Genomic DNA, 15,097 nt, shown 5'->3' with positions numbered 1-15,097 from the left:
GCCCCGAAGACCTTCAAGAGGACTGAGACATGACGTGCAAACTATCGCTGGCAACGCTTTCCAACGCGGCAAAGACGGCCACCGTGCCTGCCTATGAGCGGGCGTCGCTGAAGGCGGGCATCGTGCACTTCGGCGTCGGCAATTTCCACCGCGCCCATCAGGCGATCTATCTCGACGACCTGTTCAACCTGGGCGAGGATCATGACTGGGCGATCATCGGCGCGGGCATTCTTCCCTCCGACGCGGCGATGCGCGACAAACTCGCCGACCAGGATTTCCTGACAACGGTCGTCGAGCAGGACAACAACAAGACGGCTGCGCGCGTCACCGCGCCGATGATCGACATCCTGCCGGTCGGCGATGCAAGGACGATCATTGCCAAGCTGGCCGATCCCACGATCCGCATCGTTTCGATGACGATCACCGAAGGCGGCTATTTCATCGACGCATCCGGCAAGTTCAATCCAGGCCATCCGGCGATATCCGCTGATGGACAGAACCCGTCCGAACCGAAGACGGTCTTCGGCCTGATCGTTGCCGGCCTCAAGGCGCGCAAGGACAAGGGTATCGTGCCGTTCACGGTCATGTCCTGCGATAACATTCCGCATAACGGCGTCGTCACGTCGAATGCTGTCGTCGGTACCGCACGCCTGTCCGATCCCGCCTTTGCCGACTGGATCAAAGCGAATGTCGCCTTCCCGAACGCGATGGTGGATCGCATCACACCGGCGACGGGGCAGCGCGAGATCGACCTCCTGAAGGACGCTTTCGGCATCGAGGACAACTGGCCTGTCTATTGCGAAGAGTTCAAGCAGTGGGTGCTGGAAGACAAGTTCACATCAGGACGTCCTGCGCTGGAGAAGGTCGGTGTCACCTTCGTGCCGGATGTGACACCCTACGAGCACATGAAGATCCGCATCCTGAACGGCGGCCACGCGGCGATCGCCTATCCGGCGGCGCTGATGGACATCCATTTCGTGCATGACTCGATGGAGGACCCGCTGATCCGCGCCTTCCTCGCCAAGCTGGAAAAGGAAGAGATCATCCCGATCGTGCCGCCGGTCCCGAACACCTCGCTGACCGACTACTTCGCGCTGATCGAGCATCGCCTGCTCAACCCCAAGATCGCCGACACCATCCCGCGCCTGGCGCAGGACGGCTCCAACCGCCAGCCGAAGTTCATCCTGCCGTCCACGCTCGATAACCTGAACCAGGGTCGCGACGTGGTCGGGCTAGCACTGGTCTCGGCGCTCTGGTGCCGCTACTTCGCCGGCAAGACCGACAGCGGCAAGGACATCGTCTTCAACGACGCCAGCGCCGACCGACTGCATGCCGCAGCGCTGAAGGCCAAGGACGATCCGATGGCCTTCCTCGCCTTCGACGACATCTTCGGCGAGGTGTCGAAATCCGAGGTGTTCCGCAAACGCTTTGCCCACGCACTGAAAACCCTGTGGGAAAAGGGCACGCGCGAAACCCTGCAGCTCTATCTCGACAACAAGCTTGCCGTGTGAGGATCAGGTGGTGGCACTGCTGCCGCCACCCTCTGCCGTCCGGCGGAGGGGATCTTCTGCACCAACTGCGATTGGATCTGTCATGGCTGAAGCTGAAACACGGCTGGTCATCTTCGACTGCGACGGCGTGCTCGTCGATAGCGAGCCGATCTCGGTCAGCGTTCTCGTCAAGGCGATGAACGATCTGGGAGTGCCGATTACCGAAGATGAGGTCTATGGCCGCTTCCTCGGACGAAGCCTCGCGACCGTCATCGACGCGATGAAGAACGAGTACAACGTCCATCCCGGACAGGAATTTCTCGAGCAGTTGCGCACCAATCTCTATGCACGCTTTCGCAAGGAGCTGAAGCCCATGGATGGCATTGCCGCGACGATCGACGGGCTCGGCATTCCCTGTTGTGTCGCGTCTTCGAGCCAGGTGGAGCGCATCCGCCTATCGCTGACGGTGACTGGCCTGATCGATCGGCTGCCCGACATCTTCAGCGCGACGATGGTAAAGAACGGCAAGCCGGCGCCCGACCTCTTCCTGCATGCGGCGCGCGAGATGCACGTCGATCCGGCCGATTGCGTCGTGATCGAGGATAGCCCCGCGGGCATCGAAGCGGCCAAGGCCGCAGGTATGACGGTGTTTGCCTTCACCGGCGGCTCGCACGCCAATTTCGCGGGCTATCGCGCTGAACTTGACCGGCTTTCGCCCGAAGCGGTGTTTGACGCGATGCCGGATTTGATCCACCTTGTCCGAAAACATAAACGGGACGGGATGCACCTTTAATGCCTCAGCATGTGGTCGCGGTCGATATCGGCACCGGCAGCGCGCGCGCTGGCGTCTTCGATATCCGTGGCCAGCTCCTGGGCAAGGCCGAACATCCGATCATCATGAACCGCCCGCGTGAAAATCACGCCGAGCATGATTCCGAAGATATCTGGTCGGCTGTCTGTATCTCCGTGCGCAAGGCCATGGAGCAATCCGGCGCGGCACCGGAATCAGTCGGTGCGATCGGCTTCGACGCCACCTGTTCGCTCGTCGTGCGTGACGTCGATGGCGGGCAGATCAGCGTTTCAACCGGCGGCGAGCGACGGTTCGATACCATCGTCTGGCTCGACCACCGGGCGCTGAAGGAGGCCGATTTCTGCACGGCCACGAAACATCCCGTCATGGAGCATTCCGGGCACTTCATGTCGCCCGAGATGGAAATGCCGAAGCTGATGTGGCTGAAGAAGAAGCTGCCGGGCACATGGATGAACACCGGTTATCTCTTCGACCTTGCCGACTTCATGACCTGGAAGGCGTCAGGCGCGCTGGCAAGGTCGCGCTGTACGTTGACGGCGAAGTGGAATTATCTCGCGCATCTCGACAAGGGCTGGCAGTCGGATTTTCTCGAGCAGATCGGGCTTGAAGACCTACAGGAGCGCGGACGGTTGCCTAGCGAAACGGTTCCGGTCGGCAGAAGCGTCGGGACACTGACACGGGAGGCTGCTTCCGCGCTCGGCCTGACGACCAAGTGCCATGTCTCCGCTGGCATGATTGACGCTTATGCGGGCGCGCTCGGCACGCTTGGCGGCGAGGCGCGCGATACCAGCGCGCTCGAGCGCCAGTTGGCGCTGATTGCCGGCACATCGAGCTGCATCGTGTCGTTTTCGCGCGACCGCAAGCCAAGCCACGGCATGTGGGGCCCGTATTACGAAGCGGTCTTTCCGGAAACCTGGCTGGTCGAGGCTGGGCAATCGGCGACCGGCGCTCTGCTCGATCATATCGTGCGGATGCATGCGGCAGGCGGTGAGCCGACCGCCGCCTTGCATCAGAGGATCGCATTGCGCATTGCCCAGCTTCGCTCCGAAGAGGGGGATGAATTCGGCGCTCGCATCTTCGTCCTGCCCGATTTCCACGGCAACCGCTCGCCGCTTGCCGATCCGCATGCCGTCGGCGCCATCAGTGGGCTGACGCTCGATAGCTCCTTCGACGGGCTCTGCGCGCTCTACTGGCGCACAGCCGTCGGGATCGCGCTCGGAATCCGCCATATCCTCGAGCGGATGAAGGAATATGGCTACGTGCCCGACACCCTGCATGTCGCGGGCGGCCATGTGAAGAACCCCGTGCTGATGGAACTCTACTCGGATGCGACTGGCTGCAAGGTCGTCGTGCCGAAGATGAACGAGGCCGTGCTGCTCGGAACCGCGATGGCCGCATCCGTCGCCTGCGGCTTCCATGCCGATCTGCCTGCCGCAGGCGAGGCGATGTACCCCGGAGGCGACGTGCGGTTTCCGGACGCAAGCAAACGGGCGGTCTACGACAGGGACTATCGGCGACTGATGGCGATGTACCGGCATCGCGCCGAGCTGGAGGTGATGGAATAGCCGTTGGGGATCAGCGATGGGCGCTTTCGCCCAGCATGGCGGCGAATTCGGCCATCCGCCGCTTTCGCGCCGTTGCTTCCTGCCCGGCCGCGGTAACGACGGCCTCCGAGAGGCAATCGAGAAGCGCCATCAGGGGAGGCAGGCAATCGCCTTCGTCCGGGCGACACGCCGGCAACGGCAGGATCAGGTTGGTCTGATCGGGCATCCAGTTTGCGCTTTGGGCGGTGATCACCAGAACCTTGTAGCCGTAGCGCCGGGCAGTGCGGGCCAGGAGCCGTGCCTTGCCGAAGCGCTGGCTGTCGATGACGACGAGCAGCGCGTCGTTGCCGTTCAGGCGTGCGAAGAGCTCGGCAAAGCGACTGCCGGTCCCATCGAGCGCGCAGACGCCGTCGCGCGCCTGCGTTAGGCGCTGACAGAAATGAGCCGCGAAGCCTGATAGACCCGCATGCGATGCCACGAAGACCTCGCGGGCGACGTTGATCGCGGCGATCGCGTCCTTCCATTGCGGCTGGCCTGTCAGATGGTAGATGTGGTGAAGCGCCTGGATCTGCTCGGAAACCAGCATCGCCAGCGTCTTGCCGTCGGACGCATCGGTCTGCAATTCCGTGATCGAGGCCTGCATCTGCGTTGCCGAAATGCTTGTCGTCTCGCGGATCTGCACCTTGACGCTATCCAATCCCTGATAGCCGAGCGCACGCAGAAAACGGCCGACGGTCATAGGGCTCAGATCCAGCCGATCGGCGACCGATGCGGCGGTTTCGAACGGCAGATCATTGAGGTGTTCGGCGAAATATTTCGCGATCCGCCGTTCGGCGGGGGTGCCGGATTTGGCGTAGTGCCGGAGCTTGTGAACAAAATCTTCCACGGCAGATTTCCTGATCTTTCCGGAAGTGTTTCTTGGTCACTTGAAGTAAACCGTCGGTTTGCAAAAGCGCCTAGAAGCTGCACATCTCCAGCAAATTGTGATGTTAGATAAATATATATTAATATGCCTTTTCCGACAAGATTTCGAAGAACAACCGAAATATTTTCAGCCTTGCCGTTCAAAGATCCATTTCTTACATCCTGGCCACAACCGGAGACGTCAAAATGATCTTTCAAGCCGCCCGCCTTGCTGCCGCTAATCTTTTCGCGGTGGAGACGAGGTCGGTTTTCTGGAAAGTGCTCGGGCTGACCGTTCTTGTGCTCGTCGCTTTGTGGCTGGCGCTGCGCAGCGTTTTCATCTCCCTCATCTTCCCCTGGATCGCCGCCTTCTTTCCGGCCATGCCTGATTGGGCTGGCTGGCTGAGCTTTGTTTTCCTGATCATGGCTGGGATCGGGCTTGCGCTCGGACTGGCTTTACTGCTGTCACCGGTGACGGCGTTGATCGCCGGCCTGTTTCTCGACGACGTTGCCGAGATCGTCGAGAAGCGTGACTATCCGTCGGACGCCGCGGGGACGGCGATGCCGTTGGCGGCCTCGATCTCCAGTTCGATCAAGTTCCTCGGCGTCGTGATCCTCGGCAATGTCGTCGCGCTGTTTCTGCTTTTCATACCGGGCATCAACATCGCGGCGTTCTTTCTGGTCAACGGCTACCTTTTAGGGCGGGAGTTCTTCGAGTTCGCGGCGATGAGATTTCGCTCGCCTGAGGAAGCGCGGCAGTTCCGGGCGCAACACGCCGGCACCGTCTTTCTTGCCGGCCTCGTCATCGCCGGATTTCTGGCCGTTCCTATCGTCAATCTGCTGACGCCGCTGTTTGCCGCGGGCATGATGGTGCATCTCAACAAGCTGCTGTCGCGCCAGGAACTCGGCGTTCGGATGTGAACGTCCTACTCGACGGCCTCACCGATCACCTGCGGCGGTAGCTCGACCAGCGGGGCGGGCACATCCCAGGTCTTTTCCGGCGATTTGCAGATGTCGGCAATGACGCAGCGCTCGCATTCCGGTTTGCGGGCCTTGCAGGTATAGCGGCCGTGCAGGATCAGCCAGTGGTGCGCGTGGTAGAGGTAGTGTTGCGGCACCACCTTCATCAGCCGCTCCTCGACCTCGTCGGTCGTTTTTCCTGGCGCCAGCCTGATGCGGTTGGCGATGCGGAAGATGTGGGTATCGACCGCCATGGTGGCCTGGCCGAAGGCCATGGAGAGCACAACGTTGGCGGTCTTGCGGCCGACGCCCGGGAGCATAACCAGTTCCTCGCGCGTCTGCGGCACGACGCCGCCGAACGCGTCGACCAGCATCTGCGAGAGCGCGATGACGTTCTTCGCCTTGTTCCGATAGAGCCCGATGGTCTTGATGTAATCGCGGACGCGCTCTTCCCCCAGCGCCAGCATCTTCTCGGGCGTGTCGGCGATCCTGAAGAGCGCGCGCGTCGCCTTGTTGACGCCCGCGTCCGTCGCCTGGGCGGAGAGAGCAACGGCGACGACAAGGGTGAATGGGTTGCTGTGCTCCAGTTCGCCTTTCGGCTCCGGCCGCTGGATCGAGAAGCGCCGGAATATCTCCTCCCGCTCGGCTTCCGAATAGGCCGAGCGAACCGTCACCGGCTTCTTGCGGCGGACGATCACTTTCGAGTTCTGCGACGATGTGGCGGATGATTTGAGTTTCGGAGTCGGCATGTAAAATCTATACTTGGCAGCCATGATGGAAAGCAACGCCGATAGAGCCAACGAACCACCTGTTTTTGCCGCCGAGCTTTTTCCCTACCGGTCGCTCGGTCGCAAGGGTTTCAAGGTGCTGCTGCTTCTGACCGGTGCCGTCTGCGGCCTGTACGGCATGTTCTTCGTGGCGACGGGTGCCTGGCCGATCGGCTTCTTTTTCGGGCTGGATTTCCTGCTGCTCTATGGTGCCTTCTGGCTGAACTACCGGTCCGGCCGCGCGCGGGAGGAAGTGACTGTATCGCGCACCGATATTTCGGTCCGCAAGTTCGCGCCGTCAGGCAGGATGGTCGAGCATCACTTCAATCCGTTCTGGACCCGCTTCTTTGTTCGCCGGCACCAGGAAATAGGCATCCTTTCCATGTACATATCAGGGGAAGGAAAGGGCACGGATATCGGCTCGTTTCTCAATCCCGATGACCGCGAGAGCTTTGCAAAGGCCTTCAAGCGGGCGCTTGCCACCGTCAAGCAGCGGATATGACCGGCCGGCAAGAATCGGGTGGCTTGCAATCCCGCCCTTGACTATCTCCTTGGTACAAGGAGAAAGATCATGAACATGGTAGCCAAGCTGAACACCGACATCACGCCCGAGGGCTCTGATTACGAAACCGTGCGTCAGGTGATCGAACTAATCACCGAGGACTATCGCGATCAGCCGTCTCTCGAAATCATCGCGGCGCGGCTCAGCCAGTCGCCGACGCAGCTGCAGAAGACGTTCACGCGCTGGGCGGGCCTCTCTCCCAAGGCGTTCCTGCAGGCCGTTACGCTCGACCATGCAAAGCGGCTTCTGCGCCAGGAATCGATGCCGCTACTGGAGACGTCGATCGAGGTCGGGCTATCCGGCCCCAGCCGCCTGCACGATCTTTTCGTGACCCACGAGGCGATGTCGCCCGGCGAATGGAAAGCGCGCGGCGGCGGGTTGACGATCCGCTACGGCTTCCATCCGTCGCCTTTCGGCCTCGCACTTGTAATGGCAACGGAGCGTGGCCTTGCGGGGCTCGCTTTCAGCGATATCGGTGACGAAGTGGCTTGCCTCGAGGATATGACATGCCGCTGGCCGAATGCAGCCTATGTCGAAGATACCGAAGCGACCGCGCCTTATGCGGAGCGCATATTCCAGCCGGGACGCTGGACATGCGAGCAGCCGCTACGCGTCGTGCTGATTGGCACCGATTTTCAGGTGCAGGTTTGGGAAAGCCTGCTGAAGATCCCGTTCGGCAGGGCCGTGACCTACAGCGATATCGCCAACGATATCGGACGACCCACGGCCATGCGCGCCGTCGGAGCGGCGGTCGGCGCCAACCCGATTTCGTTCGTGGTTCCCTGTCACCGGGCGCTCGGCAAGAGCGGCGCGCTGACCGGCTATCATTGGGGCCTGACCCGCAAGCGGGCGATGCTCGGCTGGGAAGCGGCGCACGCCTGATCAGTAGCAGTCATGATGCGGCGCGCCTCCGTCGCCGCATCCTGCCCTGTCTGACCACTTCTGCCATCAAAAACCCGGGAATTGCGGGTTTGATTCTCCGGCTGGGATTCGCGGGGAGGCGGAAGCATGAAGGCAGGAGAGAAGCCGTCCAGGATCGTTGGCGTCGCCACTGTCCTGTGTCTGATGGGTAGTGCGCCGGCATGGGCGGGCTGCAAGTCCGCGACCTATAGCCCGGAATGGCGCAACATTTCGCACGCGATATCGACCGCGCAGCTCTGCGAGCAGCTTCCCGTCGGTCCCAATCGAACCAGCAGCTTCAGGGTCCTGTCGGCAGACGTCTGCTCATCCGGTGACGGTGTGGCCTCCGTAAGGGCAACGGCGCTGCTCACCTGCGAGACCGGGGACGACGCTCTCTTCCAGATGGCACCGGTAGAGGGAAAGGTCGTCGCGACCATTTCTCTCGATATGGCCGCCTGCAGAATTACCGACACTCACATAGAAATCGATGGCGAGATCGGCAGCCTTTTGTCAGGATTGCCGGATACGCAGGATTTCGGGCGCAACTGGGCGCAGTCGCAATTGTCGCGCCTGTGTCAGTTGCGGTGACGGGAGTGCGGTATGACGGCAGATGAAGCACAAAGTCATGGAAACGTAACCCACGGCAGCTGCCTCTGCGGAGCCGTCCGCTGGACCTTCAGGGGGCATATTCCCGATGCGACGATCTGCAATTGCACGGCCTGCCGGCGTTATGGCGTGCTCTGGGCTTATGATTACGATGGCCATGGAATTGAAGTTGAGGACCCCACCCAGGCGCTTCGTCCCTACATTCGCGGCTCGCGATGCTTGTCTTTCAATTTCTGCAGTCACTGCGGAAATGTCGTCAGCTGGCGAAGCCTGACGACTGGAGAGGACGGCCGGACAAGGATCGCGGTCAATCTTCGCCTCGCCGAACCCGAAGATGTGGCAGGCATTCCGCTAAGATGCTTCGATGGCTTGCATAGTTTCGAGGATATGCCGACCGACGGGCGGACGGTCGGCGACGTCTGGTTCTGAACGCTGGGCTTTCAGGTAGCGTCAGCCAGCTCGAGCAGAGCCTTGGCGGCACTCTCATCGGTAATCAGCGTATTGCAGCCGATGCGCTTGATGGTCGCCCGGATTGCCACGGCCCGGTGCGCGCCGCCCGATGACAAGACGATATGCTTGGCTTTCTTCAGCGTATCGAGATCCACCGACATGACACGGCTGTTGATCGAGTGATCGATCGTGTTGCCGTCCTTGTCGAGGAAGTTGAACATGGTATCGCAGACGCATCCGGCGTCGATCAGCTGCTGCAGTTCCGCCTTCGAGATCCATCCCTCCGATAGGGAGGTCGAGTGCGGGCCGATATCGCCACAGCTGACGATCGCAAGATCCAGCGTTTCCGCCAGCCTGTAGATCGTGTCCAGGCCGCACTTCTCGATCAGGTTCCGCTTCGTCTCCGTCGAATCGACCAGCAGCGGCGCCAGGAACATGTAGCATTCGGCTCCGAGCTGGCTTGCGAGCCGCCAGGTGTAATCGATCGGGTTGGTCTGATGGACCGCGACGACGCCGCCGAGCAGGGAGACCACCTTGCAATTGTCGCGGCGTGGCGGGCGGAAGCTTGAGAGCGAGGCTGTCATGGTGCGGCCCCAGCCGACGCCGATGGTGTAGTCGTCGGGAATGGCTTCGGAGAGAAATTGTCCCAAGGCAAGGCCGACGCTTTTTGCCAGCGAGCTGGCATCCGGCTGCGCCGGGGCCGGCACAACGATCGCTTCATCGAGGCCATAGGCGCGCTCCAGCTTCACCGACAGCTCGACGCAGTCGCCGATCGAGTCGTTGATCCAGATCTGCACTTCGCTGCGCTTCATCGCCTCGTCCAGCAGGCGGATTACGGTTGTGCGGCTGATGCCGAGCTGCTCGGCGACGTCCTTTTGCGTCAGCCCCTGATTGTAGTAGAGCCAAGCCGCACGCAATCTCAACGACGATGCTTCAGAATAAGCCGTGTGCGTTCCGCGTTTAAGCTTGGCCACATCTCCTCCGGAGCGATTGGCGCCCTAGATCTACCATCAAGCCAGGACAGGTTCGTTGTTCCGCCCGATAATGACGGGTGTGACACTTATGTCAATTGAAATGCACAAATGTCCTTGACATATCTGGGTCGGAATAGCGATAGTCACCGTGAAGTAGTCGCCTTGTGCGTCCGAGGAGGCAATGTGCGGGCAAGCGGTAAGTCATCGTCGGCATTTGCGCTGCGGCTTGACGAGCCGCGCATCCGAAGCATGACGTCTTTCCGTAACGGCGATACGACCGTCCCCCACATCAGCGGCCCGCTCGGAAACGGTGGGTGCGATCCGATGAACAATACAGTTTTTTCGTAGACAGATTTGCCGGGCGATATTCGTGCCGGTTCGCAGCTCAAGTCAAAAGGACCAGTAGCCATGACATCCAAGCTTGACCAACTCCGCGAAATTACCACCGTCGTTGCCGATACCGGTGACATCGAGGCCGTTGCCCGCCTGAAGCCGGTCGATTGCACCACGAACCCGAGCATCGTGCTCAAGGCACTCGGCACGCCGATGTTCGCTGACGCGATCAAGGAAGCCGTTGCCTGGGGCAAGAAGCAGGGCGGTAACCCGGACGCCGTTTCGGCTGCCGTTGCCGATCGTCTGGCGATTTCCGTCGGTGCCGCACTGTCCAAGCTGGTGCCCGGCCGTGTATCGACTGAAGTCGATGCCGATCTGTCCTTCGACACCAAGGCTTCGATCGAAAAGGCCCACAGCATCATCGCGTCCTACAAGGAACGTGGCATCGAACGCGACCGCATCCTCATCAAGCTTGCGTCGACCTGGGAAGGCATCCGCGCTGCCGAGATCCTGCAGAAGGAAGGCATCGACTGCAACCTGACGCTTCTGTTCTCGAAGGCCCAGGCCGTTGCCTGCGCCGACGCCAAGGTGTTCCTGATCTCGCCGTTCGTGGGCCGCATCCTCGACTGGTACAAGAAGTCGACCGGCAAGGACTACACGCCTGAGGAAGATCCGGGCGTTGTCTCCGTTCGTGACATCTACAACTACTACAAGGCCAACGACATCAAGACGATCGTCATGGGTGCCTCGTTCCGCAGCGCCGGTGAAATCGAAGCCTTGGCCGGTTGCGACCGTCTGACGATCGCGCCGAACCTGCTCGACGAACTCTCCAACGACCAAGGCAAGCTCGAGCGCAAGCTCTCGCCAGAGGTGACGAAGCCGGCGTCGAAGATCAACGTCGACGAAAAGACCTTCCGCTGGATGATGAACGAAGACGCGATGGCGACCGAAAAGCTCGCCGAAGGTATCCGCGCCTTCGCAAAGGATCTCGGCACGCTTCGCGCCATGGTCCAGAAGGAATTGCAGCTCGCTGCCGCCTAAGGCTAACGAGCGCTCCAAAAGAAAAGGGCGGTGCCATCGGCGCCGCCCTTTTTCGATTCACATCGACCAGATGCGCTTGGCATTGGCCTGGTAGAGCTTGTCGCGTTCCTCGGCGTTGCAGCCGGATGTCAGCGCATGTGTGGCCGCGACCCAGGGCGTCAGCCCGCCGCCCAGCGTGCAGACCGGCCAGTCGCTGCCCCAGACGATACGATCCCAGCCGAAGCTGCCGATCGTGTGCTCGACATAGGGGCGGAGGCTCTCGACCGACCAGTTTTCCAGATCGCCGTAGGCTATGACGCCCGAGATTTTCGCCGTCACGTTCGGGCGGCGGGCAAATTCGGTGATGCCCTTGCGCCAGATGTCGCTCATGCCGCTCTTGATCGGCGGATTGGCGCAATGGTCGAGAATGAAGCGGACATCAGGGCAGTGATCGACGAGGCCGAGAACGGTCTCGAACTGGTGAGGGAGGGCGCAGAGATCGAAGGTCATGCGGGTTGCGGACAGCCGCTTGATGTTTTCGCGGAAGATCGGCTGCGCGGCGGTGTCGTCGGGCGCCACATGCAGGACGCGGCGGAAGCCCTTGACGAAGGGATCGGCAAGCGACTGCTCGAGGTGGGATGCGAAGCTCTCTTCCTCAGGACGGCAGGCGGCAATCACCCCGCGAACCAAACTTCCCGGCCGACGGCTGATCTCCCGGATGTAGTTCGTCTCGTCGTCGATGCGATCAGTTGCGACGTCCACCTCCATGTGAAGGACATTCGAGATTCCGCAGCGCAGGGCATCGCGCGCATAGTCTTCGTAGAGATTGTCGCGATTGAGATCACCCGCACCCGACAGCCAGGGATAATCGAGCGCTTGCCGATCAACGATGTGCAGGTGAGTGTCGAAAAGCATGCGGTTTCCTCCCACTGAGTGATCTTGCCGCAGGGACGCGTCTTGGTCTCTTGCGAGACCAGATTTGCCATGCCGGGCGACATGAAATCGATTAGGTTTCCTTCGACGACGAAACCGCACTCCACTTCGGTTGACGTCAATGTGAATATATTGTTTGCATATGAATGAATGCGCCGCAAGCGCTGGATTATTCGGGAGGACGTATGAGTCACGGTCTGGAAGGCAGGAAGGTCGTCATCACGGCGGCGGGTCAGGGTATCGGGCGCGCGAGCGCCGAGCGCTTCCTTTCGCTGGGCGCGCATGTCTACGCCACCGATATCAACGAGAAGACGCTTTCCACGCTCGATGGAGCGGACAAGCGCATCCTTGATGTGCTCGACGGTGATGCGGTCCGCGCCTTTGCTGCCGAGGTCGGGCCGATCGATGTTCTCTTCAACTGCGCAGGCTTCGTCCATGCCGGGACGATCCTCGACTGCGACGAGAAGGATTGGGATTTCTCCTTCAACCTCAACGCCAAGGCGATGTACACGACGTGCCGGACCTTTCTCCCCGGGATGCTGGAGAAGGGCAAGGGATCGATCGTCAATATGGCGTCGGTTGCCTCCAGCGTTAAGGGCGTTCCCAATCGCTTCGCCTATAGCGCCTCGAAGGCGGCCGTTATCGGCCTCACCAAGTCGATCGCGTCGGATTTCGTCGCCAAGGGTATTCGCGCCAACGCGATCTGCCCGGGCACGGTGGACAGCCCCTCGCTGCATGATCGCCTGCGCGCCACTGGCGACTACGAGAAGGCCTTGAAGGATTTCATCGGCCGCCAGCCGATGGGCCGGATTGCGACGCCGGAAGAAATCGCCGCGCTGGTCACCTATCTCGCCGGTGACGAGGCCGGGTTCACCACCGGCCAGATCCATGTCGTCGATGGCGGCTGGACGGGCTGAGGCCCATATTGCTCTTGCCGGTATCAAGCTGATATCAAAGGTATTCTCGCACCGGCGGAGCAATTCATGGCGTACGAACGACACGGTCGGACAAGCCGCTTGACGCAGCTGGCGTACAAGCATGTCGTCGTGCTTGTCTCTCTCTTAGCCGGCCTCCTCGTTTTCCTTCTTTTGACGACGCGGGAGGTGAATGCCCGCAATCTGCTCGCGGGCTGGAATGTCTCCGCGGTCGTCTTCATTGCCGCGACATGGCGGCGGATGCTGCGAGCAAGCGTCGAGACGATCCGGAAAAAGGCCGAGGATCTGGATTTTTCCGACTCGCTGCTGCTCTTCCTGTCGATCTCGGCTGCACTTGCCAGCATTGCCGGCATTGGCCTCGAGTTGCATTCCGTCAAGGACGCAGCGCCAAGCGTGGCACTTACAAGAGCGCTGGCGGCGATCGTCACCATCCTGATTTCCTGGGTGTTTCTCCATACGCTGTTTACCGTGCACTACGCGCATCGGTTCTATGGCGGCGAAGACAAAGGCGAAGGCCTGAAGTTTCCAGATGGGGTGGAGGAGCCGATCTACTGGGATTTCCTCTACTACTCCTTCACCATCGGTGTCGCCTCGCAGACGGCCGATGTTGCAACGACGTCGGTGGAGATGCGCAAGCTGACGCTGCTGCATTCCATCTTGTCGTTCCTGTTCAACACCACCATTCTGGCGCTTGCCATCAACGTCGGCGCGAGCCTGCTCTAACCCGATTGGCTGAACGCCGGCATCGCCCCCGATGTTCTGGCGGAGGGGGTGAAAGGCAGATCTTCTCGTTCGAGTTCGCCAGCCAGACGATGGTCGAGCCGGTAGCGACGAAGGTGTCGCTTACCCTCGAGCAGCAAAGCCGGGAGCGTGTCGCGCGACGGCGATATTTTCGGAAGGACGGTCAATTTCGTGGCCCGCGTTTCCGCGGTTGCCGGTCCGTCGCAGTCGCTCGTCTGCCTGAATACGCGAACTGCCGCCGAAGCGGCAGCACGCGGTCTTGCTTTTCAGGGTGCCGTGTCGCTGAAAAGGCTTCAAGGACTCGGTGCCCCTGTTCTCCGCTCAGCGCGCAGCCGACTAAAGCACCGCGTTGCCGGCCATCAGCGCCAGGATCAGGAAGATCAGGAAAATCACCAGCGCGATACCGAAGAGAACACGCGCAATCGTCGCGGTGGCGGCGGACACGCCGGAGAAGCCGAAGAAGCCGGCGAGCAGCGAAATAACGAAAAATATGAGAGCCCATTTAAGCATGGATTTTGTCCTCTTTGTTCATCGCCTAGATGACGCGGTGCGAGGAAATTTGTTCCATTCGTAGCTCTGCAATCGGCGACGCCGGGCGGGCGCCGCCGGAACGTTGTCGGCTTACATCAGGCCAAGCTGCTTGTAGAAGCCGAGGGCATCATAGTAATCCGACTGCTGCCTGATGGCGTTGTTCTCTATGACGAAAACCGAGGCGCCATCGAAGGAGAAGGATTTGTTGGTCGCCTTCGTGCCATCCGCCCAGGCACCGCTGTTGTTGCCGGTGAAGGTCCACTCGAAGGAAACCTTGTTGCCGCTGACGATCGGATCGCCGCGCATCACCCACTTCAGGTCCGGCGCGGCGGTCATGAAGTTGTCGATGACCGCGGCCTTGGCTTCGGCCTTTCCGACTGTCGGCTTGCCGACGGATGCGTCGTAGTAGCTTACCTTCTCGTCGAAGTAGGATGCGGCTTTCGCGGCGTCATGGGCGTTCCAGGCCGCCAGATACTGCTGGACGACCTCGAGCGGCGCCTGATCGGCGGCATAGACGGGTGCAACTGCAAGCGTCGAGGCGAGGCAGAGGCCGCCAAAGGCGGCGAGAACGGTACGGCGTTTCATGTGGACTCCCCTTGCGTATTATTATTTTGGGTGCGGCCGGGCCTCTGGCACG

The 15,097-nt window shown here is 60.9% G+C and carries 17 protein-coding genes; 11 read left to right on the top strand and 6 right to left on the bottom strand.

Annotated features, from left to right (window positions below; genetic code table 11):
- Positions 1-29 precede the first annotated feature (29 nt).
- The 3 genes from ASE04_RS20960 (at position 30) to ASE04_RS20950 (ending at position 3,866) form a co-directional block, all read left to right on the top strand.
- Positions 30-1,511 carry a mannitol dehydrogenase family protein gene (locus tag ASE04_RS20960; RefSeq protein WP_056821407.1) on the top strand — a complete coding sequence of 494 codons (1,482 nt, stop codon included), beginning with the start codon at positions 30-32 and terminating at the stop codon, positions 1,509-1,511.
- An 82-nt stretch (positions 1,512-1,593) separates the two neighbouring features.
- Positions 1,594-2,283, top strand: a complete 690-nt coding sequence (locus ASE04_RS20955; protein WP_056821404.1) for an HAD family hydrolase — start codon at positions 1,594-1,596, stop codon at positions 2,281-2,283.
- The gene (locus tag ASE04_RS20950) at positions 2,283-3,866 is read left to right on the top strand and encodes an FGGY-family carbohydrate kinase (RefSeq protein ID WP_056821402.1); all 1,584 of its coding nucleotides are present in this window, start codon (positions 2,283-2,285) and stop codon (positions 3,864-3,866) included. Before ASE04_RS20955 ends, ASE04_RS20950 begins: the two co-directional genes overlap by 1 nt.
- Before the next feature lie 10 nt (positions 3,867-3,876).
- Here ASE04_RS20950 and ASE04_RS20945 read toward each other — a convergent pair whose 3' ends face one another.
- A complete protein-coding gene (locus ASE04_RS20945) occupies positions 3,877-4,731 on the bottom strand; it encodes a MurR/RpiR family transcriptional regulator (RefSeq protein WP_056821399.1) in 855 nt (284 codons plus the stop codon).
- A gap of 224 nt (positions 4,732-4,955) precedes the next feature.
- On the opposite strand from ASE04_RS20945, the gene ASE04_RS20940 reads away from it, so the two are divergent.
- Positions 4,956-5,669, top strand: a complete 714-nt coding sequence (locus ASE04_RS20940) for a sulfate transporter family protein (protein WP_056821394.1) — start codon at positions 4,956-4,958, stop codon at positions 5,667-5,669.
- A gap of 5 nt (positions 5,670-5,674) precedes the next feature.
- On the opposite strand, the gene nth is transcribed toward ASE04_RS20940, so the two are convergent.
- Complete coding sequence (nth, locus tag ASE04_RS20935) at positions 5,675-6,457, bottom strand: endonuclease III (protein WP_056821539.1); 783 nt, start codon at positions 6,455-6,457, stop codon at positions 5,675-5,677.
- Positions 6,458-6,479: 22 nt separating this feature from the next.
- On the opposite strand from nth, the gene ASE04_RS20930 reads away from it, so the two are divergent.
- The 4 genes from ASE04_RS20930 to ASE04_RS20915 all read left to right on the top strand — a co-directional run bounded on the left by ASE04_RS20930 (position 6,480) and on the right by ASE04_RS20915 (position 8,972).
- Complete coding sequence (locus ASE04_RS20930) at positions 6,480-6,977, top strand: DUF2244 domain-containing protein (RefSeq protein ID WP_056821393.1); 498 nt, start codon at positions 6,480-6,482, stop codon at positions 6,975-6,977.
- A gap of 69 nt (positions 6,978-7,046) precedes the next feature.
- Positions 7,047-7,919, top strand: a complete 873-nt coding sequence (locus ASE04_RS20925) for a methylated-DNA--[protein]-cysteine S-methyltransferase (RefSeq protein ID WP_056821391.1) — start codon at positions 7,047-7,049, stop codon at positions 7,917-7,919.
- 126 nt (positions 7,920-8,045) lie between these two features.
- Positions 8,046-8,525, top strand: a complete 480-nt coding sequence (locus tag ASE04_RS20920) for a hypothetical protein (protein ID WP_056821389.1) — start codon at positions 8,046-8,048, stop codon at positions 8,523-8,525.
- Positions 8,526-8,537: 12 nt separating this feature from the next.
- Positions 8,538-8,972: a GFA family protein gene (locus ASE04_RS20915; RefSeq protein WP_056821387.1), complete on the top strand. Its 435-nt coding sequence runs from the start codon at positions 8,538-8,540 to the stop codon at positions 8,970-8,972.
- Between the two features lie 11 nt (positions 8,973-8,983).
- On the opposite strand, the gene ASE04_RS20910 is transcribed toward ASE04_RS20915, so the two are convergent.
- Positions 8,984-9,967 carry a sugar-binding transcriptional regulator gene (locus tag ASE04_RS20910; RefSeq protein WP_056821385.1) on the bottom strand — a complete coding sequence of 328 codons (984 nt, stop codon included), beginning with the start codon at positions 9,965-9,967 and terminating at the stop codon, positions 8,984-8,986.
- Between the two features lie 408 nt (positions 9,968-10,375).
- On the opposite strand from ASE04_RS20910, the gene tal reads away from it, so the two are divergent.
- Positions 10,376-11,341 (top strand): transaldolase, encoded by a 966-nt coding sequence (tal, locus tag ASE04_RS20905; protein WP_056821383.1) that lies wholly within the window; start codon positions 10,376-10,378, stop codon positions 11,339-11,341.
- A gap of 57 nt (positions 11,342-11,398) precedes the next feature.
- Here tal and ASE04_RS20900 read toward each other — a convergent pair whose 3' ends face one another.
- Positions 11,399-12,235: an amidohydrolase family protein gene (locus ASE04_RS20900; protein ID WP_056821381.1), complete on the bottom strand. Its 837-nt coding sequence runs from the start codon at positions 12,233-12,235 to the stop codon at positions 11,399-11,401.
- Positions 12,236-12,438: 203 nt separating this feature from the next.
- On the opposite strand from ASE04_RS20900, the gene ASE04_RS20895 reads away from it, so the two are divergent.
- Complete coding sequence (locus ASE04_RS20895; protein WP_056821380.1) at positions 12,439-13,170, top strand: SDR family oxidoreductase; 732 nt, start codon at positions 12,439-12,441, stop codon at positions 13,168-13,170.
- A gap of 66 nt (positions 13,171-13,236) precedes the next feature.
- Positions 13,237-13,911, top strand: a complete 675-nt coding sequence (locus tag ASE04_RS20890; RefSeq protein WP_056821378.1) for a DUF1345 domain-containing protein — start codon at positions 13,237-13,239, stop codon at positions 13,909-13,911.
- A gap of 354 nt (positions 13,912-14,265) precedes the next feature.
- On the opposite strand, the gene ASE04_RS30280 is transcribed toward ASE04_RS20890, so the two are convergent.
- A complete protein-coding gene (locus tag ASE04_RS30280; protein ID WP_082597416.1) occupies positions 14,266-14,439 on the bottom strand; it encodes a DUF1328 domain-containing protein in 174 nt (57 codons plus the stop codon).
- Between the two features lie 111 nt (positions 14,440-14,550).
- On the bottom strand, positions 14,551-15,045 hold the full coding sequence (locus tag ASE04_RS20885; protein WP_056821376.1) for an ester cyclase: 495 nt from the start codon (positions 15,043-15,045) through the stop codon (positions 14,551-14,553).
- Between the last annotated feature and the right edge of the window lie 52 nt (positions 15,046-15,097).

The sequence above is a fragment of the Rhizobium sp. Root708 genome (assembly GCF_001429725.1).
Classification (GTDB): Bacteria; Pseudomonadota; Alphaproteobacteria; order Rhizobiales; family Rhizobiaceae; genus Rhizobium.
Note: the sequence above shows the minus strand (reverse complement) of the source record. Positions and strands in the feature narration are given on the sequence as shown.